This window comes from Blastococcus brunescens (genome assembly GCF_035320885.1).
GTDB classification, from domain to species: Bacteria; Actinomycetota; Actinomycetes; order Mycobacteriales; family Geodermatophilaceae; genus Blastococcus_B; species Blastococcus_B brunescens.
The window spans coordinates 3,546,874-3,565,556 of the sequence record NZ_CP141261.1 but is presented as its reverse complement, the minus strand read 5'-3'; the positions used below and the strand labels follow the sequence as shown (position 1 = coordinate 3,565,556).

Annotated in this window: 20 protein-coding genes and 6 pseudogenes; 18 read left to right on the top strand and 8 right to left on the bottom strand. The window is 75.3% G+C overall.

Features of this window, described 5'->3' with window-relative positions; all coding sequences use genetic code 11:
- Positions 1–262 precede the first annotated feature (262 nt).
- Positions 263–472 (top strand): hypothetical protein, encoded by a 210-nt coding sequence (locus U6N30_RS23990; RefSeq protein WP_324274249.1) that lies wholly within the window; start codon positions 263–265, stop codon positions 470–472.
- 374 nt (positions 473–846) lie between these two features.
- Positions 847–1,401, top strand: a complete 555-nt coding sequence (locus tag U6N30_RS23985) for a glycosyltransferase (protein WP_324274248.1) — start codon at positions 847–849, stop codon at positions 1,399–1,401.
- Here U6N30_RS23985 and rfbA read toward each other — a convergent pair.
- Positions 1,367–2,254: a glucose-1-phosphate thymidylyltransferase RfbA gene (rfbA, locus tag U6N30_RS23980; RefSeq protein WP_324274247.1), complete on the bottom strand. Its 888-nt coding sequence runs from the start codon at positions 2,252–2,254 to the stop codon at positions 1,367–1,369. The genes U6N30_RS23985 and rfbA overlap by 35 nt on opposite strands.
- A 183-nt stretch (positions 2,255–2,437) precedes the next feature.
- Here rfbA and U6N30_RS23975 point away from each other — a divergent pair, with 183 nt between their 5' ends.
- The 5 genes from U6N30_RS23975 (at position 2,438) to U6N30_RS23955 (ending at position 7,509) form a co-directional block, all read left to right on the top strand.
- Complete coding sequence (locus tag U6N30_RS23975) at positions 2,438–3,472, top strand: glycosyltransferase family 4 protein (RefSeq protein ID WP_324274246.1); 1,035 nt, start codon at positions 2,438–2,440, stop codon at positions 3,470–3,472.
- Between the two features lie 35 nt (positions 3,473–3,507).
- The gene (locus tag U6N30_RS23970) at positions 3,508–4,506 is read left to right on the top strand and encodes a glycosyltransferase family 2 protein (protein ID WP_324274245.1); all 999 of its coding nucleotides are present in this window, start codon (positions 3,508–3,510) and stop codon (positions 4,504–4,506) included.
- 22 nt (positions 4,507–4,528) lie between these two features.
- Complete coding sequence (locus tag U6N30_RS23965; protein WP_324274244.1) at positions 4,529–5,632, top strand: mannose-1-phosphate guanylyltransferase; 1,104 nt, start codon at positions 4,529–4,531, stop codon at positions 5,630–5,632.
- Positions 5,633–5,719: 87 nt separating this feature from the next.
- Positions 5,720–6,490 carry an SDR family NAD(P)-dependent oxidoreductase gene (locus U6N30_RS23960; RefSeq protein WP_324274243.1) on the top strand — a complete coding sequence of 257 codons (771 nt, stop codon included), beginning with the start codon at positions 5,720–5,722 and terminating at the stop codon, positions 6,488–6,490.
- 248 nt (positions 6,491–6,738) lie between these two features.
- Entirely contained in the window at positions 6,739–7,509 is a 771-nt protein-coding gene (locus U6N30_RS23955) for a DNA-3-methyladenine glycosylase family protein (RefSeq protein ID WP_324278613.1), read from the top strand.
- 204 nt (positions 7,510–7,713) lie between these two features.
- Here U6N30_RS23955 and U6N30_RS23950 read toward each other — a convergent pair.
- The 4 genes and pseudogenes from U6N30_RS23950 to U6N30_RS23935 form a co-directional block, all read right to left on the bottom strand.
- Positions 7,714–8,084: pseudogene (locus tag U6N30_RS23950) on the bottom strand (dTDP-4-dehydrorhamnose 3,5-epimerase family protein); the annotation flags it as partial.
- Positions 8,085–8,110: 26 nt separating this feature from the next.
- Positions 8,111–8,929, bottom strand: a pseudogene (cofE, locus tag U6N30_RS23945) (coenzyme F420-0:L-glutamate ligase); the annotation flags it as partial.
- 405 nt (positions 8,930–9,334) lie between these two features.
- A pseudogene (locus U6N30_RS23940) lies at positions 9,335–9,559 on the bottom strand (2-phospho-L-lactate transferase CofD family protein); the annotation flags it as partial.
- A 172-nt stretch (positions 9,560–9,731) separates the two neighbouring features.
- A complete protein-coding gene (locus U6N30_RS23935; RefSeq protein WP_324274242.1) occupies positions 9,732–10,121 on the bottom strand; it encodes a 2-phospho-L-lactate transferase CofD family protein in 390 nt (129 codons plus the stop codon).
- A 333-nt stretch (positions 10,122–10,454) separates the two neighbouring features.
- Between U6N30_RS23935 and U6N30_RS23930 the strand changes: the two genes are divergently transcribed.
- Together U6N30_RS23930 and U6N30_RS23925 are read left to right on the top strand one after the other, a co-directional pair.
- Positions 10,455–10,721 carry a WhiB family transcriptional regulator gene (locus tag U6N30_RS23930; protein ID WP_167761738.1) on the top strand — a complete coding sequence of 89 codons (267 nt, stop codon included), beginning with the start codon at positions 10,455–10,457 and terminating at the stop codon, positions 10,719–10,721.
- A 121-nt stretch (positions 10,722–10,842) separates the two neighbouring features.
- Positions 10,843–11,601 (top strand): annotated as a pseudogene (locus U6N30_RS23925) (GNAT family N-acetyltransferase); the annotation flags it as partial.
- Between the two features lie 68 nt (positions 11,602–11,669).
- Here the strand turns inward: U6N30_RS23925 and U6N30_RS23920 are convergent.
- The 3 genes from U6N30_RS23920 to U6N30_RS23910 form a co-directional block, all read right to left on the bottom strand.
- Complete coding sequence (locus U6N30_RS23920) at positions 11,670–12,056, bottom strand: hypothetical protein (protein ID WP_324278612.1); 387 nt, start codon at positions 12,054–12,056, stop codon at positions 11,670–11,672.
- Positions 12,047–12,289, bottom strand: a complete 243-nt coding sequence (locus U6N30_RS23915; RefSeq protein ID WP_324274241.1) for a hypothetical protein — start codon at positions 12,287–12,289, stop codon at positions 12,047–12,049. Before U6N30_RS23915 ends, U6N30_RS23920 begins: the two co-directional genes overlap by 10 nt.
- 370 nt (positions 12,290–12,659) lie before the next feature.
- Positions 12,660–12,926, bottom strand: a complete 267-nt coding sequence (locus U6N30_RS23910; RefSeq protein WP_324274240.1) for a metallopeptidase family protein — start codon at positions 12,924–12,926, stop codon at positions 12,660–12,662.
- A gap of 318 nt (positions 12,927–13,244) precedes the next feature.
- Between U6N30_RS23910 and U6N30_RS23905 the strand changes: the two genes are divergently transcribed.
- The 9 genes and pseudogenes from U6N30_RS23905 (at position 13,245) to U6N30_RS23865 (ending at position 18,673) form a co-directional block, all read left to right on the top strand.
- Positions 13,245–13,652 carry a DUF3499 domain-containing protein gene (locus U6N30_RS23905; RefSeq protein WP_324274239.1) on the top strand — a complete coding sequence of 136 codons (408 nt, stop codon included), beginning with the start codon at positions 13,245–13,247 and terminating at the stop codon, positions 13,650–13,652.
- A gap of 194 nt (positions 13,653–13,846) precedes the next feature.
- A pseudogene (locus U6N30_RS23900) lies at positions 13,847–14,505 on the top strand (phosphohexomutase domain-containing protein); the annotation flags it as partial.
- A gap of 209 nt (positions 14,506–14,714) precedes the next feature.
- On the top strand, positions 14,715–15,161 hold the full coding sequence (locus U6N30_RS23895; RefSeq protein ID WP_324274238.1) for a phosphohexomutase domain-containing protein: 447 nt from the start codon (positions 14,715–14,717) through the stop codon (positions 15,159–15,161).
- On the top strand, positions 15,158–15,358 hold the full coding sequence (locus U6N30_RS23890; RefSeq protein WP_422677976.1) for a Trm112 family protein: 201 nt from the start codon (positions 15,158–15,160) through the stop codon (positions 15,356–15,358). The genes U6N30_RS23895 and U6N30_RS23890 overlap by 4 nt, the downstream gene beginning before the upstream one ends.
- Before the next feature lie 27 nt (positions 15,359–15,385).
- Positions 15,386–16,228 (top strand): annotated as a pseudogene (locus U6N30_RS23885) (SIS domain-containing protein); the annotation flags it as partial.
- A gap of 125 nt (positions 16,229–16,353) precedes the next feature.
- Complete coding sequence (locus tag U6N30_RS23880) at positions 16,354–16,524, top strand: hypothetical protein (protein WP_324274237.1); 171 nt, start codon at positions 16,354–16,356, stop codon at positions 16,522–16,524.
- A 164-nt stretch (positions 16,525–16,688) separates the two neighbouring features.
- Positions 16,689–17,633 (top strand): DUF808 domain-containing protein, encoded by a 945-nt coding sequence (locus tag U6N30_RS23875; RefSeq protein ID WP_324274236.1) that lies wholly within the window; start codon positions 16,689–16,691, stop codon positions 17,631–17,633.
- Positions 17,634–17,741: 108 nt separating this feature from the next.
- On the top strand, positions 17,742–18,083 hold the full coding sequence (locus tag U6N30_RS23870; RefSeq protein WP_324274235.1) for an FAD-dependent oxidoreductase: 342 nt from the start codon (positions 17,742–17,744) through the stop codon (positions 18,081–18,083).
- Positions 18,020–18,673, top strand: coding sequence for an FAD-dependent oxidoreductase (locus U6N30_RS23865; protein WP_324278611.1), 654 nt, complete (start codon positions 18,020–18,022; stop codon positions 18,671–18,673). The genes U6N30_RS23870 and U6N30_RS23865 overlap by 64 nt, the downstream gene beginning before the upstream one ends.
- Positions 18,674–18,683: the final 10 nt, after the last annotated feature.

Sequence of the window (18,683 nt, the reverse complement as noted above, 5' to 3'; positions counted from 1 at the left end):
CCGGGAGCCCAACGTCCCCATCTGCGGGTTGCGCTGCTGGCTCACCGGCTTCCTTACTGCTGGGGGCGGGGAACGGTCCCTCCGGCGCCGCCGGGGCGGGAGCCGGACAGGCGGACCAATTGGTCACGATGGTAAGCACTCCGGCTGTGCGTGGAGGCCCCGCGACACGGGGCCGGGCGCCCCGCCGGTTTCCCGTCGTTCACACCGGACGCAACGGTCACACCCGCGCGGCGGGCCGGACGCGGGGCCATACAGTCGGGCGATGCGGGTCGACGTGCTCACCGAGCAGCTCCTGGCCCCCGTCCCCGGCGGGACCGGCCGCTACACGGCCGAGGTCTGCCGAGCCCTCGCGGCCGGTGCTCCTCCGGGGTGCTCGGTGCACGGCTGGACCGCCTGGCACCGGGACGTGTCCGCGGCCGCGGTGCCCGGCCTGCCCCTCCCCGCAGGCTCCCGCTGCCGCGCCGTCCGCTGACCCTCGCCTGGGAACGGGGGTCCCGGTGCGCCCGTGGGGAGGCGATCTGGTGCACGCGCCGACGCTCCTCGCTCCGCCGCGAGGACGGCGACCGCTCGTGGTCACCGTGCACGACGCCGTGCCGTGGACCCATCCCGAGACGCTGACCCTCGCGGCGTCCGGTGGCATCGCCGCATGGCCGAGCGCACCGTGCCGACGGCGGACGCCGTCGTCGTCCCGACCCACGCCGTCGCCGCGGAGCTGGCCGGCGTCCTGGCCCTGCCGGAGCGGGTCGTCGTCACCGGCGCCGGTGTGGGGAGCAGCTCGGGGCGCCCCGCGACGCAGCGGACCGCCTCCGCCGGCTGGGCGTCCCGGCGGGCGACTACCTGCTCACCGTGGCGACGCTCGAACCGCGCAAGGGCCTCGACGTGCTCCTCGCCGCCCTGGCCGAGCGCCCGGGGACGCTCCCGCCGCTCGTCGTCGCCGGGCAGGCCGGCTGGGGCGGGGTCCGGCCGGAGGTGCTCGCCCGGGACCTGGGGCTCGCGGCGGACCAGGTACTGCTGCTCGGCCGGCTGGCGGACGTGGACCTGGCCGCCGTCCTCCACGGGGCGACGGCCCTGGTGGCGCCCAGCCGGGCCGAGGGTTTCGGCCTCCCGGTGCTGGAGGCGATGGCGGCGGGCGTCCCTGTCGTGTCCTCCGATGCCGCCGCGCTCGTGGAGGTCGGCGGGGGCGCCACGGTGGTCACCCCGGTCGGCGATGCCGAGCGCCTGGGCGCTGCGCTCCGCGAGGTGGTCGGCGACGCGCAGCTGCGCAGCCCCTGGCCGAGCGGGGCCTGCTGCGGGCCGGGGACTTCTCGTGGGCGTCGGTCGCCGAGCGCCTGTGGGAGCTCTACCGCTCCCTGGTGTGAATCTGCCGTCAGCCGGCCTTGCCGGGACCGAAGTCCTCGGTGAGCAGACCCAGCAGGTAGTCGCCGTAGCCGCTCTTCTGCAGCGGACGGGCCAGCGCCTGGAGCTGCTCGCTGTCGATGAAGCCCCGCCGCCAGGCGATCTCCTCGATGCAGCCGATCTTCCAGCCCTGCCGCTCCTCGACGACCCGGACGAACTCGGCCGCCTGCATCATCGAGGCGTGCGTGCCGGTGTCCAGCCACGCCGTGCCCCGCGGGAGGACGGTCACGGTGAGCTCGCCCCGGCGCAGGTACTCGTCGTTGACGGCGGTGATCTCGAGTTCGCCTCGAGCGCTCGGGGTGATCTTCGCGGCGATGTCGACGACCTGGTTGTCGTAGAAGTAGAGCCCCGGGACGGCGTAGTTGCTCTTGGGCTGCGCCGGCTTCTCCTCGATGGAGATGACCCGGCCGGCCTCGTCGAAGTCCACGACGCCGTACTCGCTGGGATTGGCGACGTGGTAGGCGAAGACGTGCCCGCCGGCCGGGTCGGTGTTGGCCCGCAGGCTCTCCCCGAGCCCGGTGCCGTAGAAGATGTTGTCGCCCAGGACGAGCGCGACCGGCTGGTCCCCGATGAAGTCCGCACCGATGACGAAGGCCTGGGCCAGGCCCTCCGGCCGGGGCTGCACGGCGTAGCTGATCTCGATGCCGATCTCTGCACCGTCGCCGAGCAGCCGCTGGAAGCCGGCCTGGTCCTCGGGGGTGGTGATGACGAGGACCTCGCGGATCCCGGCATTCATCAGCAGCGAGAGCGGGTAGTAGATCATCGGCTTGTCGTAGATCGGCATCAGCTGCTTGCTGATGCCCTTCGTGATCGGGTACAGCCGGGTCCCGCTGCCGCCTGCCAGGATGATGCCGCGCATGGGAGCAGCCTATCCGTGGGTGCCCGGCGCGCTCGCCTCGTAGGGTCGACAGGTCCTCGGCCCACCCGCCCGTCCCCGGGAGCACGTCCTGCCGAACCAGCCCCGCGTGGTCGTCGACGCCACCGCCGTCCCCCTGACCGCGGGGGTGTCGGCCGCTACGTCGACGAGCTGCTGCCCGCGCTCGTGGCGGAGGGCGCCGACCTCGCCGTCGTCGTGCAGGCGCACGACGTGGCCCACTACCGCGACCTGGTGCCGGGTGTCGACCTGCTGGCCGCTCCGGCCGCGGCGGCGCGACCGCCGGTGCGCTTCGCCTGGGAGCAGGCTGGCCTGCCCGGCCTGGTCCGCCGCAGCGGCGCCGACGTGCTGCACAGCCCGCACTACACGATGCCCCTGGCCGTCGGCGTCCCCGTCGTGACGACGCTGCACGACGCCACCTTCTTCACCCACCCCGACGTGCACCTGGCCGTCAAGCGCACGTTCTTCCGGTCCTGGACCCGCGTCTCCCTGCGCCGGGCGCGGCGGTGCGTGACGCCGTCGGCGGCCACGAGGGACGAGCTGGTGCGGGTGGCGGGCGCGCGCGCCGACCGGATCGACGTGGCGCACCTGGGCGTGGACTCCCGGCGATTCCACGTGCCGTCGGACGCCGAGCGGGCCGCCGTCCGGGAGCACCTCGGGTTGACCGGCCGCTACGTCGCGTTCCTCGGCACGCTCGAGCCCCGGAAGAACGCTGCCGCCCTGGTCCGCGGATGGGTGCGCGCGGTCGCGGACGCCGAGGACCCACCGGCGCTGGTGCTGGCCGGCGGCCGCGGCTGGGACGAGGAGATCGAGCGCGCGGCGGCCGAGGTGCCGGCCGGGCTGACCCTGCTCCGGCCGGGGTACCTGCCGCTGGAGCAGCTCGCCGGGCTGCTCGGCGGCGCCGAGGTCGTGGCCTATCCCAGCCTGGGCGAGGGGTTCGGGCTGCCGGTGCTGGAGGCGATGGCCTGCGGCGCACCCGTGCTGACCACGCGCCGGCTGTCGCTGCCGGAGGTGGGTGGCGACGCCGTGGCCTACACCGAGCCCGATCCCGGCGCCATCGGCACCGCGCTGCGCGAGCTCCTCGACGCGCCGGAGCGGCGGGCCGCGCTCGCGGCGGCGGCCCGGGACCGGGCTGCGCTGTTCGACTGGCGGTCGTGCGCCCGGGCGCACCTGCGCAGCTACGCGAGCGCTGCCGGGCTGTGAGGAGGACGGGCCGCCCGGACCGTAGGGTCGCCGGCGTGCGAACCGAACCGGCCGAGACGCCGCTGCGCGTCGTCGCGGTCACGTACTCGCCGGGGGACTCCCTCGACGGTTTCCTGAGTTCGCTGGCCACCGCGACGACGCGGCCGGTCGAGGTGGTCCTCGCCGACAACGGCTCCGTCGACGGCGCCCCGCAGCGGGCGGCGGGGCGCTTCCCGCACGTCCGCGTCCTGCCGACCGGGGGCAACATCGGCTACGGCCCGGCCGCGAACGCCGGCCTGGCCGACGTCCGCTCCGGATGGGCGGTGGTCGCGAACCCGGACATCCGGTTCGAGCCCGGCGCCGTCGACGAGCTGCTCGCCGTGGCGGCCCGCTGGCCGCGGGCAGCGACCGTCGGTCCGGCGATCCGCACCCCTGACGGCCAGCTGTACCCCTCGGCGCGCGACCTCCCTGCGCTGTCCACCGGCGTGGGGCACGCGCTGGTGGGCTGGGCGTGGCCGGGCAATCCGTGGACGGCGCGGTACCGGCGCGAGCGCGAGGCGCCACGGGAACGCACCGCCGGCTGGCTGTCCGGAGCCTGCTTCCTGGTCGACGTGGAGGCGTTCCACTCCGTGGGCGGGTTCGACCCGGGCTACTTCATGTACTTCGAGGACGTCGACCTGGCTGCCCGCCTCGGTGCGCGGGGCTGGCTGCACGTCTACGCCCCGTCGGCGGTCGTCGAGCACGAGGGCGGGCACTCCACCCGTCGCGATCCGCACCGGATGCAGCGGGTCCACCACACGAGCGCGCTGCGCTACCTGTCGCGCCAGTACCCCGGGCGCAGCCGTGCCCCGCTGCGGGCCGCCCTGCGTGCCGGCCTCGGGGGCCGGATGCTCCTCTCCTACGTGAGCGCCCGGGTGAGCGCCGGGGCGGAGCCGCAGCGCTCGGCCGATGAGCTGCCGCCGCCCAGGACCTGGCGCCGGGCGTGGCGCCGGGCCGGCGGTTCCTCGGGCACCCCGTCCGGCAGGATGGCCGCCGGTCGTCGTCCGCGACCCTGACGCCGACCGGAAGGACGCCGAGGTGCGCCACGCAGTGATCATGGCCGGGGGCTCCGGCACGCGCCTGTGGCCCCTGTCGCGCGCCCGGCGGCCCAAGCAGCTCCTCGACGTCGTCGCCGACGCCGAGGGCGGCGGCGCGCACAGCCTGCTGGCCGAGGCGTTCGACCGGTTGCGGGCGGTGCTCCCGGCGGACCGGATCTGGGTCTGCACCGCCGCGGGCTACGGCGAGCAGGTCCGGGCCGCCCTGCCGGAGCTGCGGGCGGACCGCCTCGTCCTCGAGCCGGTGGCGCGGGACACCGCGAACGCCGTGGGCCTCACCGCGGCGCTGGTCGCCGACGCCGACCCCGAGGCGGAGCTGGCCGTCGTCAGCGCCGACCACGTGATCCGGCCGGTGGAACGGTTCGCCGCGGCCCTCGAGTCCGCCTACGCGGTGCTCGCCGCCCGGCCCCGCTCCCTGGTCACGCTGGGGATCACGCCGACCTCGCCGGCCACCGGCTTCGGGTACGTGCAGCGCGGGCCGGCGACCGAGGTGGACGGCGTCGCCGAGGCCGTCTCCTTCCGGGAGAAGCCCGACCGCGCGACCGCCGAGGGCTACCTCGCGAGCGGCGAGTACCTGTGGAACTCCGGCATGTTCGTCTGGCGCGCGCGGACCGTCCTCGACGCGCTGGCCGAGCACCTGCCCGAGTCCGCCGCCGGCCTGGCCCGCGTGGTGGCGGCCCCCGCCGGACCCGAGCGCGACCGCGTGCTGGCCGAGGTGTTCCCGACCCTGCCGAGGATCAGCGTCGACTACGCCGTCCTCGAGCCGGCCGCCGCCGAACCGGGCCGGGTGCTGGTCGTCGACCTCGACGTCGACTGGCTCGACGTCGGCTCGTGGCCGGCGCTGGCCCACACCCTGGAGGACGACGGGCAGGGCAACGCCGTCCAGGGACTCGGGGTGGTCGTCGACGGCGCGGGCAACATCGTGTTCAGCGACGACCCCGACCACCTGGTCGCGCTGGTGGGGGTCCGCGACAGCGTCGTCGTGCACACCGCGGACGTGACCATGGTCTGCCCGGTCGGCGAGGCCGAGCGGGTGAAGCAGCTGCTCGAGACCGTCGAGCAGCGGTACGGGCCGCGGTTCCGCTGAGCGGTACGAGGACCTCCCTGCCCCCACCCCTCGCCGGCTCGGGGCAGGCCCCTGCAGGAGGCCGCCGCCTCGGGTTACGTTGCGGGCATGAAGAGCTTCGACGTCGCAGCCGTCGTCTCCGGAGGGGCCTCCGGGCTCGGTGAGGCGACCACCCGCGCCCTGGCCGCCCGCGGTGCGGCCGTGACCATCCTCGACCTGCAGGAGGACCGCGGGCAGGCGCTGGCCGCCGAGCTCGGCGGGCACGCGACCTTCGTCCGGACCGACGTCACCGACGAGGGCTCGGTCGAGGCGGCGGTCGCCGAGGCCGCCGGCAAGGACCGGCCGCTGCGGATCGCAATCAACTGCGCGGGCATCGGCTGGGCGCAGCGCACGGTCGGCCGCGGCGGTGAACCGCACGACCTGGGCGCCTTCACGAAGACGGTCATGGTGAACCTGGTCGGCACCTTCAACGTGCTGCGGCTGGCGGCCGCCGCCATGGCACGGACCGAGCCGGGCGAGGACGGCGAACGCGGCGTCGTGGTGAACACCGCCTCGATCGCCGCGTACGACGGGCAGATCGGCCAGGTGGCCTACGCGGCGTCCAAGGGCGGGATCGTCGGGCTGACCCTGCCGGCCGCCCGCGACCTGTCCAGCGTCGGCGTGCGGGTCTGCACCATCGCGCCGGGTCTGGTCGACACGCCGCTGCTGGGCAGCCTTCCGGAGGAGGCCCGGACGGCGCTCTCGGCAGGCATACCCTTTCCCAAGCGCCTCGGCCGTCCGGACGACTTCGCCGCGCTGGCGCTCGCGATCGTCGAGCACGGCTACCTCAACGGTGAGGTGATCCGGATGGACGGCGGGCTGCGGATGGCGCCGCGCTGACCGAGGGCCCGCCGCCCGCTGTCACCTGATCGCACCACCCCGGGGAACGTCCTGACCAGCACCGTGCCGGCCGCCGCCGTCGAGTCGGAGTTCCGGCCGGACTGGCCGCTGGACCTGGTCCGGAGCCTGTCCCCGAACCGGCGGGGGACGGGCGACCCCACGTTCCGCATCGCCGACGGCGGGCTCTGGCGGACGACGACGACGCCGGACGGGCCGGCCAGCGTGCGGATCGCGATGTCCTCGGGACGGTGCGCAGCTCGGCGTGGGGGCCGGGTGCGGAGTGGGCGGCTGCGGCGGTGCCCGGCTGGCTGGGCGCCGCCGACCGCCGCGAGGAGTTCGACCCGGGCGGCCATCCCGTGGTCGGCGACCTGCACCGCCGGACGCCGTGGCTGCGGCTGGGGCGCACCGGGCGCACCTGGGACGCGCTCGCCCCGGCGGTCCTCGAGCAGAAGGTCACCACGGTCGAGGCCAACCGGGTGTGGCGGGAGCTGCTGCGGCTGGCGGGTGAGCCCGCGCCGGGTCCCGCGCCCGACGGCATGCGGGTGCCGCCGTCCGCGCAACGGGTCCTCGAGGTGACCGACTGGCAGTGGCACGCCTGCGGCCTCGACGGCGCACGCCGACGGGCCCTGCGGGCGGTGGCGTCGGTCGCCTCCCGGCTCGAGCCCGAGGTCGCCGGCGACTCGTCGTCCCTGCAGGCGCGGCTCTGCTCGATCCCGGGCATCGGCCCGTGGACGGCCGCCGAGGTGGTGCAGCGGACCCTCGGCTGCCCCGACACGGTCAGCGTCGGCGACTACCACCTGAAGAACATCGTCGGCTGGTCGCTCGCCGGTCGCAGGGACACCGACGACGCCGGGATGCTGGAACTGCTCGCGCCCTGGCCCGGCCACCGCCAGCGGGTGGTCCGGCTGCTGCTGGCGGGCGGCTCGCGCCGCCCCGCCGGGGCCCGCGCTTCGCGCCGACCGACTACCGCCGGCTCTAGCGCAAGCGCAGCTCAGGCCCGCGCGCGCAGCTCCGCGTAGCGGGCGGCGCACTGCTCCATGGTGGGCAGCAGGCCCTGCTCCTGCGCCTCGGCGAGGGAGGGGCGGCCTGGTCCTTCGCCGAGAAGCCGAACTCCATGTCCGTCGGCCAGGGCAGGTCGAGCTCGGGGTCCATCGGGTTGATCCCGAACTCCCGTCCGGGGAGTAACCGGTGGAGACCAGGTAGGTGACCGAGCTGTGGTCGGCCAGGGAGACGAAGGCGTGGCCGAGGCCCTCCGAGAGGTAGACCGCGCGCGGCTGCTCGCTGTCGAGCACGACCGAGTCGTGCACGCCGAAGGTGGGCGAGCCGACCCGGATGTCGACGACGACGTCGAGCACCTTGCCGGCCGGGCAGTAGACGTACTTGGCCTGCCCGGGGGCACCAGCGCGAAGTGGACGCCCCGGAGGGCGCCCCGGGCGGAGACGCTGTGGTTGGCCTGGGCGAGCGACAACCCGAAGCCGGTGGCTCCGGCGAGCACGTCGGCGCGGTACCACTCGGTGAACCGGCCCCGCGAGTCGCCGTGCGGGACCAGGTCGACGGCATAGCTGTCCGGTACGGCGAGCTCACGGATCTCCACGGTGGAACGCTATCGAACGTCCCCGGTCAGGGTGTCGGCGTCCCCAGCCAGAGGCGGCCGACGAGCGAGGAGCCACCCGGTGTCGGGACCGGCTCCCACCGCGTGGTCCAGCCGCCGGCGTGCAGCTGGACGATCGCCGCGCCGAGCAGTGCGCCCAGGTTCAGCGCCGTCGTCATGCCGGGGGTGTCCACGAGGTGGACGTCGACGACGCCGTCGCCCTCGCCCCCGTGGCGCAGCACCACCGGGAACTCCGGGAGCGCGGCGCTGGCGATCCGGAACGCCTCGGCCACGGCCGCGAGCTCGCCCGCCCGCGGGACCAGCTGCGCGCCGGGCTCGCGCGAGCCCACCAGGTCGCGGGCGCCGTAGGGGAAGAGGTCGTCGGCGGGGAGCCGCACGAGCGGCCGGGTGCCCGGGTCGTCCGCGCCGACCGGCGTGGGCGGCAACCCGCGGACGACGGCGACCGGGACCCCGGCGAGCTTTCCCTTGACCAGGTCGGCGGCCGACGCGAGCTCGTCGACGACCGCCACCCGGGTGGTCTCGAGCCGGTTGCCCCAGGCGTCGACCGCTCCCCGGTGGTCGGTCAGCGCGGCGATGCCCGCCGACCCGACCGCCACGTCGGTGAGGCCCTCGCGCCACGTCCGGCCGAACGTGTCGCTCACCACCACGGCGAGCTCGACGCCGAGCAGCTCCCGGAGCCGGTCGCGCAGGCGCCGGGCCGAGGCGTCGGCGTCCTCCGGCAGGAGCACGAGGGCGTCCTGGCCCACGTTGGAGGCGTCGATGCCGGCGGCGGCCACCACCCAGCCCTGCCGGGTCTCGACGATCGCGAGCGGGCCGCGGCGGGCCACGACCCGCACCGCCTCCTCCTCGACGGCCCGCAGCCGCACCGCCTCCCGGTCGGCGCCCGGGGCACGTGCACGAGCCGTCCCTCCACCTTTGAGACGGCCTTGGAGGTGACCACGACGACGTCGCCGTCGGCCAGCCAGGGCGCGGCCGCCGCGATCGCGGCGGCGAGGTCGTCCCCGGCGCGAACTCCGGCAGCCCCGGGACGGGGTGGACGGAGATCCCCGGCGGGGTCCTTCCTCAGCCACGCGCGGCGTCGAGGGCGGCGCGGGCGAGGGCCGTGGTCGCCTCGGGGAGGACATCAGCAACGGCACCTGCGCGACGTCGACCCCGGGGACCTCCGCGGGGTCCTCCGGGGCGACCAGCCAGGCGTCGAGGAGACCCTCGGCGGACCGGGCGCCGTAGTGCCGGCCGACGCCCTCGGCGCTGACCGCGATGCCGAGGGCGGGCAGGCAGCGGTCGGCCATCCCGCGGACGACGGTGCCGCCCACGATCGGCGAGACGCCGACGATGCGGGCAGGGGAGGCCAGCAGCGCCGCGCGCAGGCCGGGCACCCCCAGGATCGTGCCGATGGAGACCACCGGGTTCGACGGCGCGAGCAGGACGGCGTCGGCCGCGGCGAAGGCCTCGACCACGCCCGGCGCCGGGCGGGCCGTGTCGACGCCGATCTGGACGAAGGCCCGGGGTCCAGCGCCGCCCGGTGCCGGACCCACCACTCCTGGAAGTGGATCGCCCGCTGACGCTCCGTCCCCGGATCGGTCACCACCACGTGCGTCTCGACCCGCTGGTCGCTCATCGGCAGCAGGGTCACCCCGGCTGCCAGCGGTCGGCGAGCGCCGCCGTGACCGCCGACAGCGGGTAGCCGGCGTCGAGCATCCGGGTGCGGACGAGGTGCGTGGCCACGTCGCGGTCGCCCAGGCCGAACCAGTCGGGGTCCGCGCCGTAGGCGGCGAGCTCCTCCTTGACCGTCCAGCTCTCGTCGGCCCGGCCCCAGCCCCGCTCCTCGTCGATGCCGCCGCCGAGGGTGTACATCACGGTGTCGAGGTCCGGGCAGACCCGCAGACCGTGCAGCGTGACGTCGTCCCCGGTGTTGACGACGGCCGTCACGGTCGCCTCCGGCAGCGCAGCGCGCACCCCACGCAGGAATCGAGCCCCTCCGGTCCCACCAGCCAGCACGACGATCTGCACGAAAGACATCGTGCCCGATAGGCAGTTGTGCACTGTTCCACGGGCGTGTCGAGGGTTGGGACGACATCTGACGAACGCCTGGTACGGAAGTGGCTGGTGTGGCGTGTCGCTTACACCGGGCGAAGTTGACGAGCAGGCAACGACACGCGTGTAATTCCGTCGATGTCATCGAGTGCAGGCCGGTCCGGGAACGTCCCGGGGACCGCGCACCGGGGCAAGAGCGAGAGGGGACGCACCATGGCCGACGTTTCGTGGCTGAGCGACTACGTGAGCGGCAACGACCGGTCCGACCGGTTCGGTGGCGGCATGGGTCAGAGCCTGGGTCAGGGTGCCAACCAGGGCATGGGTCAGGGCATCGCCGGCCTCCTGGGCATCGGTGCGGAGGCCGACGCCCAGTCGTGGCAGGAGCAGGCGCTGTGCGCCGAGACCGACCCCGAGGCGTTCTTCCCGGAGAAGGGCGGCTCGACCCGCGAGGCGAAGAAGATCTGCACCGGTTGCGAGGTCAAGGCCCAGTGCCTGGAGTACGCCCTCTCCAACGACGAGCGGTTCGGCATCTGGGGCGGCCTGTCGGAGCGTGAGCGTCGTCGGCTGCGCCGTCGCGCCGTCTAGGCCCCCTCCCGGGTTCCGCCCCGAGCTCGCGAGGGGTGGGCAGGAGGGAGTCCTTCGACCGCCCCCGCCAGGGGGCCGTTCCAGCACCTGACCAGCCGCCGATGGGTCCCCGTCGGCGGCTGTGGTCGTATTCGGGGGTGGGCACCCGGGTCGCCGTCGGTCGCGCCGAGGTGGTCCGCGAGCTCCGTGCCGCCGGACCGCTGATGGCCGAACTCCGCGCGCCGGTCACCGCCCGGGCGCCCTGGCTCACCGCCGTGCTCGACGCCCGGGGCGCTCGCCCCGCCGGCGGCCGGCCGGTCGCCGTCGTGGTCGAGCCGGCGTCGCACGGCGGTCCGGAGGCCGTGGCGTTCCTCACCCTGCGCCGGCGCGGGGTCGCGACACGGGTCTCGCTGCTGGGCGACGGCGTGGGCCCCGTGCCGGGCGGCCGGCCACCGGCTCGGCTGCTGGCCCGGGACGAGGCGGCCGCCGGGCGGCTCGCCGAGGGCATCCTCGACCTGCTCGGCGGGATCCGCGGCCCGCGACGCCTCCACCTGACCGGCCTGCCCCTGGGCGATCCGACGGCGCGGTCACTGGCCGCCCGCCTGCCCGACGGCCTCATCGCCAACGGCCGCAGCAGCGGGACCGTCGACGGGCTCGACGGGCGGGGCACGGTGCGGCGCAGCCGGGACCCCGCGAGATCGACCGGTGGCTGCCCGCGCTGCTGGGCCGCGAGACCGACCGCCGCGGGCGGGCCTTCCTCCGGGCCGTCGTCCGGCTGCACGCCGCCATCCACCAGGTGGAGCTGGCCGTGCTGCCGGGGGACGGGCAGCCGAGCGCTGCGCTGCTCACCCTCGTGGACGGGCACGACCGCTGGCCCTGGTGGGGCTGGACCGACGTCGGTGGCCTCGACACGGCACCGGGGTCCCCGGTGGTCACCCTGACCGCCCCGCGCGCGGCTGGCCGTGACCGTCAGTCGCCGTACCCGAGCGCGCTGGACCCGTCGTCCCGGACGGGCACCCGCTCGCCGCCGATCTCGAACCACCCGGTGGCCGCCTCCCGGCCGTCGTCGGCCCGGCCGTCGCGGGGCGCCGCGGTGACCGCCAGCTCGTAGACCCGCCCGGTGGCGACCGAGGAGGAGCCGTTGGGTCGGCGCTCCGTGGGGAACGCGCCGGCGAGGCGGAGGGTGTCGCCGTCGGTCCGCATCCCGAGCTCGGGAGTCGAGAGTTCGGCGTACTCGGTGACCGATCGGCTGCAACCGGCCGACGCCGGGTCCGGCGGCGCGGTGTCACGCAGGCAGTTGAACGTCGCGAGCTCGACCTCCGCCGTCGCTCGCCCGTCCGCGGAGCTCAGGCGCACCCGGGGAGGGCCACGGTGACGCCCACGGCGTGCCGTTCCAGGACGACGCTCTCGAAGGAGAGGTCCGCCGACATCGTGGCCGGGACCGGGCCGGCCGTGCTCCCGGTCGTGCTCCCGGCCGGCGGGCCGGCCTCGGCGGACCGGCCCGCGTCGTCCGGTGCCCGCGTCGTCGCCGCCACCGCCGCGGCGGCACCGATGAGCAGCGTGGCGGCGACGGCCATCGCGGCGAGCATGCCGGTGGTCCCCGCTCCGTCCCGACGCGACGGCGCGGCCGGGGCCGGAGGAGGCGGGACGGGTGGCGGGCTCAGGGGAACCAGCCGGCGTCCCGCACCGGTGGCGCGGGGACCGATCCCGGTGGGAACTCGAGGAAGTCCGGCAGGTCGTCGACCACGGGATCGGCCGACGGCGCAGCGGCGGGCGCCGCGGGGTCCGTGCCGGGGAGCGGCGCACTGCCGGGACGGCGAGCACGCCCAGCGTCGCGAGGAGCAGACCGAGCGCCAGCCCGAGCACGAGCCACGGGCCGGCCGTTCCGGGGATCTCCATCGCGGCCAGCATCCCAGGGCGCACCGGACGGTCTCGTCGGCGACCGCCGGCAGGCGTGCCTCAGCCGGTCGGGTCGATCTCCTCCGGGTCGCGACCGAGCAGGACCGCGACCTGGTCGACCACGACATCGCGCACGAGATCGGCGAGGTCGTCGCGGTCGTGCGCCCGGATCTCCAGCGGTCGCCGGTAGACGACGATCCGCGGCGGCACCTCGCGGCCGTCGTTCCGGTGGGCCGGCAGCACCCGCGCCAGGGGCACGGAGCCGTCGTCCAGGACGTCGGTGTCGAGGACGACGTCGTCGGGGCTGGTGTGCTCGACCCACGGCACGTCCTCGACCGCGAACTCGACACCGGCCAGCTCCGCTCCCAGCGGCGCTCGATGTCCTCCACGGCGTCCAGGACCAGGTCGTCGAACTGCTCGGCGCGGCTGCGGGCCAGCGGCACGTCGGCGGGGACGAGACGGCCGCGCAGGCCGCGTCCGTGGCGGTCGCGTCGGGAGCGGCTGGGAGTGCGGGTCATGGCGCGTCGAAGGGTACGGCGTCCGGCGCGGGACCGGCCGCGACACGGGTGCGGGAGAGGGCGGGACCGGTGTCGGTGCCCACGGGGTCATCGTGCAGGATGAGGCGCGCGATCGGCGAAATCCCGCGTGCCTGCTGCGGCAGGCCGCCGCGCAGGTTTACTGTGCCTGCGTGAGGAACCGGTGGTGAGGCAGTCACGTCGCTGCTCGCGCAGCGGCTGCGCGCAACCGGCAGCGGCGACTTTGACCTACGTGTACGCGGAGTCGACGGCCGTTGTCGGCCCGTTGGCGACGTTCTCCGAGCCGCACAGCTACGACCTGTGCGAGTTCCACGCCGAACGGCTGACCGTGCCGCGCGGCTGGGAGGTGGTCCGGCACGAGATCGACCTCGACGACGCCGGTCCGACCGGCGACGACCTGCTCGCCCTGGCCGACGCCGTCCGCGAGGCGGCGCGCCCGGAGCCCCCGCGGAACCCCGCCGACGACGGCAGTGGCACCCGTCGCGGCCACCTCCGGGTCCTGCCCGACCTGAACTGACACGGGACCGCCCTTCCCCCACGCCTCGCCCGCTCGGCGCGGGCCGTGAACGGTGGCCGTCCGAGCTCCTCACCACGCTCGCCACTAAGGTCTGCGACGCCGGGTGCCACCCGGTCTGCACGTGTCGCGAGCGAGGGTGAGCTGCGTTGCCGGACCTGTCGTCGATCATCAAGGCCTACGACGTCCGCGGCGTCGTGCCCGGCGAGTGGGACGAGGCCGTCAGCCGGGCGATCGGCGCGGCCTTCGCGGAGTTCGTGCGCGCCGACAGCGGCGCGGCCACCGTCGTGACCGCCCACGACATGCGTGAGTCCTCGGTCCCCCTGTCCCGCGCGTTCGCGGAGGGCGTGATCGGCCGCGGCCTCGATGTCGTCGAGGCCGGTCTGGGGTCCACCGACCTGCTCTACTACGCGGCCGGCTCCCTGGACGTACCCGGCGCGATGTTCACCGCCAGCCACAACCCCGCGCAGTACAACGGCATCAAGATGTGCCGCGCGGGTGCGGCGCCGATCGGCCAGGACTCCGGGCTGGCGACGATCCGCGAGTGGGCCGAGCGCGACGCGTACGACCGCGTCCCGGAGCGGGTCGGGACGGTGACGTCCGACGACGTCCTCGCCGGCTACGCCGCCCACCTGCACTCGCTCGTCGACCTGTCGGGCATCCGCCCCCTGCGGGTGGTCGTCGACGCCGGGAACGGGATGGGCGGGCACACCGTGCCGGTCGTCCTCTCCGGCCTGCCGCTGGAGATCGTGCCGCTCTACTTCGAGCTCAACGGCAGCTTCCCGAACCACGAGGCCAACCCCTCGATCCGGCGAACCTCGTCGACCTGCAGGCCGCGGTCCGCGAGCACGGCGCCGACATCGGCCTCGCCTTCGACGGGGACGCCGACCGGGTGTTCGTCGTCGACGAGAACGGCGACCCGGTGAGCCCATCGGCGGTGACCGCGCTGGTGGCCGTCCGCGAGCTGGCCAAGGGCCGCGGGACGACGATCATCCACAACCTCATCACCTCGCGGGCCGTCCCGGAGATCGTGCGCGAGCACGGGGTGAACCCGTCCGCACCCGGGTGGGGCACTCCTTCATCAAGGAGGAGATGGCCCGCACCGACGCGGTCTTCGGAGGCGAGCACTCCGCGCACTACTACTTCCGCGATTTCTGGCGGGCCGACACCGGCATGCTCGCCGCCATGCACGTGCTCGCCGCGCTGGGGGAGCAGTCCCGCCCGTTGTCGGAGCTCACGGCCGCCTACAGCCGGTACGCGGCGTCCGGGGAGATCAACTCCACGGTCGCCGACGCCCCGGCGAAGATGGCCGAGGTCCGCGATGCCTTCGAGGAGCAGGACGGCGTGACCGTCGACGAGCTGGACGGGCTGACCGTCGAGCTGCCCGACGGGGCCTGGTTCAACCTCCGGGCGAGCAACACCGAGCCGCTGCTGCGGCTCAACGTCGAAGCGCCGGACGAGGCCCGGATGACCGACGTCCGCAATCGAGTCCTGGAGATGGTGCGCGCATGACCGAGCCGACGACGAGCGGTCCGCTGGGGCTGGACCCCGAACTGCTGGCCATCCTGGCCTGTCCCGACACCCACCACAGCCCGCTCACCGTGGACGAGGCGGCGAGCGAGCTGCTGTGCAGCACGTGCGACCGGGCCTTCCCCGTGCGCGACGGCATCCCGGTCCTGCTGCTGGACGAGGCCAGGCGCCGGAGCTGAGGGCTGAGGACCGATGGCGGTAGACCTGTGACCCCGGAGCTCGCCGAGGAGGTCCTCGACGACCTCGAGCTGCTGCGTGCCCGCGACCCGCGGGGCCTGCTCCCGGCCGTCGCGGGGGCCGGCGCCCAGGTCCGGGAGACCGCCCGGCTCACCGCCGAGGCCGACCTGTCCCGGGTGACCGGGGGCGGTCGGCCCCGCGGACTGGTGATCGTCGCCCGCCGCGAGGGCGCGGTGGCCGCCTCGGTGCTGCGGGCCCTGCTGGGCTCTTCCAGCCCGGTCGCCGTGGAGGTCGTGCCGGGGCCGTCGCTGCCGGTGTGGACCGGCCCGAGCGACATCGCCGTCGTGGCCACGCGCACCGGTGCCGGGACGTACGCGGTCGCCCCCGCCTACGAGGCCGCCCGGCGGGGCGTGGCCCTCGTCGGCATCGGGGCCGAGGACGCCCCGCTGCGCGCCGCGTGCTCCGCCGCCCGCGCCCCCTACGTCGCGTTGCCGGCCTCCCGGGTGCAGCACACCACGCTCTGGTCGCTCCTCACACCGCTGCTCCTGCTGATCCGCGACCTGGGCCTGCTGCCCGCCGAGGCCGCCGACCCGGAGGCGATCGCCACGGCGCTGGACGAGGTCGCCGCGGAGTGCGGGCCCGCGCGGGAGTCGTTCGGGAACCCGGCCAAGACGCTCGCCCTGGAGCTGCTCGACGCCCTGCCGGTGATCGTCGCCGAGGGGCCCCTGGCCGGAGCCGCCGCGGCCCGCATCGTCGATCAGCTGGCCACCCTCGCCGGCCTGCCCGCGACCGCGTTCCGACTGCCCGACCAGCGCGTCGCCGCGGCCGCGGTCCTCGGCGGACCGCTGGCACCGGGCGACGCCGACGACTTCTTCCGTGACCGCGCGGACGACCCGGGCCGCCGACTGCGGCTGCTGACCATCCGCGACACCGGCGCCGGGGGCACGACGGGGCGGGGGAACGGGAGCCGCAACCGGCCTCCGACGCCCTGGAGCAGGTGCTGCGCACCGCGGCCGCCCGCACGGTCCCGGTCAGCGGGCTGGCCGAGCACGGCGAGCCGGCAGGCTTCGCCCGGCTGCCGCGGCTCGCCCGGCAGCTCGCCGTCGCCGACTTCAGCGCCGTCTACCTGGCGCTGGCCCTGGACAACGAGCGGGCGCCGCGCCCGTGACCCCCGTCCCGCCCGCCCGCCTCGACGCAGCACCCTGACGAACGAGGCGTTCGACGGGGCTGCGCGGGGTAGTTCCGCACCGGCGCGCACCCGCGCACCGCAGGGCCGGACAGGCCGCGATCACTGGAACAGCACGCTGGTGCTGACGACCGGAAGGACCTCACGTGGCGGGTGGACTCGTAGCACTGCTGGACGACGTGGCGGTGCTCGCGAAGGCGGCCGCCGCCTCGATCGACGACATCGGGGCCGCGGCCGGCCGGGCCAGCATGAAGGCCGCCGGCGTCGTCGTGGACGACACCGCCGTCACGCCGCAGTACGTGCACGGGCTGAACGCCGAGCGCGAGCTGCCGATCATCCGGAAGATCGCCTTCGGCTCGCTCCGCAACAAGCTGCTGGTCATCCTGCCCGCGATCCTGCTGCTGAGCCAGTTCCTGCCGTGGCTGCTGACCCCGATCCTCATGCTCGGCGGGGCCTACCTCTGCTACGAGGGCGCGGAGAAGATCTGGCACCGCATCCACGCCGCGGACGAGCACCACGCCGCGGTGGAGGACGCGCTGCCCGACGAGAAGACCATCGTCAGCGGCGCCGTGCGCACGGACTTCATCCTGTCGGCCGAGATCATGGTCATCTCCCTCAACGAGGTCGCCGACGAGGGGTTCTGGTCGCGGGCGATCATCCTCGTGGTCGTGGCGCTCGGCATCACCGTCCTGGTGTACGGCGTCGTCGGGCTCATCGTGAAGATGGACGACGTCGGCCTGAGCCTGTCGCAGAAGCCGGGCAAGCGCGTGGCCGCCTTCGGCCGCGGTCTCGTCAAGGGCATGCCGAAGCTGCTGACCGCGCTGACCGTCGTCGGGACCGCCGCGATGCTGTGGGTCGGCGGGCACATCATCCTGCTGGGCACCGACGAGCTGGGCTTCCACCCGATCTACGAGTTCGTCCACCACCTGGAGGAGGCGGCGAAGGAGGCGACCGGCGCCGTCGGCGGCGTCGTGGGGTGGCTGGTCAACACCGTGAGCAGCGCGATCCTCGGGCTGGTCGTCGGCGCGCTGGTCGTGCTGGTCATGTCCCTGACGGTGCACCGCAGGAAGGCCGACGCCGGGTCGCACTGACGAAGGACCCGCCTGCCCCCACCGCTCGCAGGCTCGCGGCGGGCCCCTGCAGGCGGGCCGTTCCATCGCGTCACCCTGGCTCGGCGCGAGCCTCCGGACGGGGCCTGGATGTTGAGGGACAGTGGAGGGCATGCACACGGGGAGACCGACCGCACGCTGCTGTCACCGGAGCGCCGCCGGACCGACCGCGCCGCGCTCGCCGACGGCGTGGTCGACGTCCTGGTGATCGGTGGCGGGGTGACCGGCGCCGGTGCGGCGCTCGACGCCGCCAGCCGGGGCCTGTCGGTCGCACTCGTCGAGGCCCGGGACTGGGCGGCCGGGACGTCGAGCCGGTCCAGCAAGCTGATCCACGGGGGCTGCGCTACCTCGAGCAGTTCGCCTTCCCGTTGGTCCGGGAAGCGCTGGCCGAGCGGTCCCGGCTGGTCCAGACGATCGCCCCGCACCTGGTGACCCCGCTGCCCTTCCTGCTGCCGCTGACCTCGCCGGTCTGGCAGCGCGCGTACTTCGGCGCCGGGGTCGCGCTGTACGACGTGCTCGGCGCCGCCTTCACGCCCGGTCGGGAGTCGGGCGGGCGGGGGATCCCCAGGCACCGGCACCTGTCCCGGGCGAAGACCCTCGAGGCGTTCCCCGCCCTGCGGGGGACGTGGTGCGCGGTGCCATCCAGTACTGGGACGCGCAGGTGGACGACGCGCGGCACACCTCGCCGTGGTGCGCACGGCAGCGGGGTACGGCGCGCGCGTGCTGTCCAGCGCCCGGGTGACCGGGCTGCTGCGGGACGGCGCCGGCGGGGAGCTCCCGGCTCCCACTCGCCGGTCGTCGGCGCCCGCGTGGCCGACCTGACCGACGGGTCGTCGTTCACCGTCCGGGCCCGCAGCGTGGTCGCGGCCACCGGGGTGTGGAGCGACGACATCGGATCGATGCTGGGCGACGCGGCGCCCAGCCTCAAGGTGCGGGCCTCCAAGGGCGTGCACCTCGTCCTGCCCGGTTCCGCCATCGACCGTGCGGAGCTCGCGGGGACGGGGGTGACCAGGCCGGCCTGATCCTCCGGAC

What these genes read in the sequence shown, in the direction of transcription:
- U6N30_RS23930 (WP_167761738.1), top strand. Translation starts at nt 10,455, where the DNA reads ATGGGTCAGGGCATCGCCGGCCTCCTGGGCATCGGTGCGGAGGCCGAC.
- U6N30_RS23870 (WP_324274235.1), top strand. Translation starts at nt 17,742, where the DNA reads ATGTTGAGGGACAGTGGAGGGCATGCACACGGGGAGACCGACCGCACG.
- U6N30_RS23990 (WP_324274249.1), top strand. Translation starts at nt 263, where the DNA reads ATGCGGGTCGACGTGCTCACCGAGCAGCTCCTGGCCCCCGTCCCCGGC.
- U6N30_RS23935 (WP_324274242.1), bottom strand. Translation starts at nt 10,121, where the DNA reads ATGTCTTTCGTGCAGATCGTCGTGCTGGCTGGTGGGACCGGAGGGGCT.
- U6N30_RS23890 (WP_422677976.1), top strand. Translation starts at nt 15,158, where the DNA reads ATGACCGAGCCGACGACGAGCGGTCCGCTGGGGCTGGACCCCGAACTG.
- U6N30_RS23915 (WP_324274241.1), bottom strand. Translation starts at nt 12,289, where the DNA reads ATGCTCGCCGCGATGGCCGTCGCCGCCACGCTGCTCATCGGTGCCGCC.
- U6N30_RS23960 (WP_324274243.1), top strand. Translation starts at nt 5,720, where the DNA reads ATGAAGAGCTTCGACGTCGCAGCCGTCGTCTCCGGAGGGGCCTCCGGG.
- rfbA (WP_324274247.1), bottom strand. Translation starts at nt 2,254, where the DNA reads ATGCGCGGCATCATCCTGGCAGGCGGCAGCGGGACCCGGCTGTACCCG.